We start from the raw sequence: 1570 nt of genomic DNA, 5'->3' as shown, positions 1-1570 counted from the left end.
AGTAACCTTGCTGACTGATGGTCAAATGACCGACATCACGCGCAGTCGACTCCCGCAGCGAATCATAGGTATACAAACCAAAGCCACCGGCACTGGTCAGCGCAAACACCGCGATGGCAATAATGCACACCGACAACACCGTGCGCCGCCGGTTGCGATACAGATTCAAAGCGGCAATGCGCCACAGCCGCCCCGTTAACTGGCCCATGACAAATCCTCCCCGACCAAGGTGCCATCCACTAACGTCAAGCAGCGATCACAATGCCGCGCCATCCGCGCATCGTGCGTAGCTACCACAAAGGTGGTGCCGGTTTCTCGGCTCAACGCTTTCATCAAACCAACCACCTGCGCGGCGGTTTCACTGTCGAGGCTGGCGGTGGGTTCATCGGCAATCACCAACTGCGGGCGATGGACTAATGCCCGTGCAATCGCTACGCGCTGCTGCTGTCCACCCGAGAGATGATCTGGGCGCTGGTGCAGCACGGTTTCTAACCCTACCCGGCACAACATTTCTTGCGCGCGCTGGCGCTGTACCTGCTCACTACAGCCGTTGAGCTGTAAGGGATAGGCCACGTTTTCCCATGCGGTCATCACGGGGATCAGGTTAAAACGCTGAAAGACAAAGCCCAGTTGGGTGCGGCGCAACGTCGCGGCTTTACGCGCGTGCTGCGGATAACGTTGGCCATCAAGCGTCACCACGCCTTGATAATGTGGCTCCAGTAACCCCAACACATTCAGCAAGGTGCTTTTGCCCGAGCCTGATGGCCCACACAGCGCCACCATCTCACCACGGTGGATCTCCCCACTCACGCCGTTAAGCGCGGTAATTTCACGACTGCCCAACGCATAATGTTTGGTGATGCCTTCAAAGCGCAGCATTGGCCACCTCCTGCGTTGCGACATACACGCAACAAACGACTCTGCTCAGTAACTCACGGTTGTGCATGATTGAACTCCTACATCCTGTATTGATGGCAGCACTGTACAAGGTGCGAAGACACGCTATGTGGTTATGCGACGAACGGTAATTTAAGGGCGTGAATGGTGAGAATTGGGGTGCCAATCAACGGAGCACATTGAGCATGCCAATCGGCCTATGAGATTAAGAGCGAGGAAAATCGCAAGGTATGCGCCAAGAGGGAAGCGTTTTATTGGCGGTTTTAATCGGCAATGAATAAAGGTGGTTAAAAATATATCACTCACTACGCAGCAGCAGATAAATAACCGCATGTCACTATACTTATGCATATTATTGCGTTACAGTCATTCGGTTTATCTTACGCAATTTGCAAAACTATCATTTTATAAAAAACAAATTAAATTTATTAATGCAGGAAAATAAAAGGAATGGCTACTTTGCTTCACATCCATCAACGTTAATATCGCACATTTTTATCTCTTTGTGCTACGTACGCAGTAATTAATCACATGTATTGATGTTATTTGTTGTACCGCAGCGTTTGCTCACCTTGTTAAACCAAACAATTAAAAATATGAATCCTGTTATTGTCTCCGTTCTCGTTATGCTGCTGCTCAGCTTAGCCAGAATCAACGTTGTGATCGCCCTGAC

The 1570-nt window shown here is 50.4% G+C and carries 1 protein-coding gene and 1 pseudogene; both read right to left on the bottom strand.

Annotated features, from left to right (window positions below):
- A pseudogene (locus ACRC27_RS10785) lies at positions 1–208 on the bottom strand (hypothetical protein); the annotation flags it as partial.
- Positions 196–879 (bottom strand): ABC transporter ATP-binding protein, encoded by a 684-nt coding sequence (locus tag ACRC27_RS10780; RefSeq protein WP_407145540.1) that lies wholly within the window; start codon positions 877–879, stop codon positions 196–198. The gene ACRC27_RS10780 and the pseudogene ACRC27_RS10785, both read right to left, overlap by 13 nt.
- Positions 880–1570 lie beyond the last annotated feature (691 nt).

It is taken from the genome of Plesiomonas sp. (assembly GCF_051650925.1).
Classification (GTDB): domain Bacteria; phylum Pseudomonadota; class Gammaproteobacteria; order Enterobacterales; family CAMTGL01; genus Plesiomonas.
Note: the sequence above shows the minus strand (reverse complement) of the source record. Positions and strands in the feature narration are given on the sequence as shown.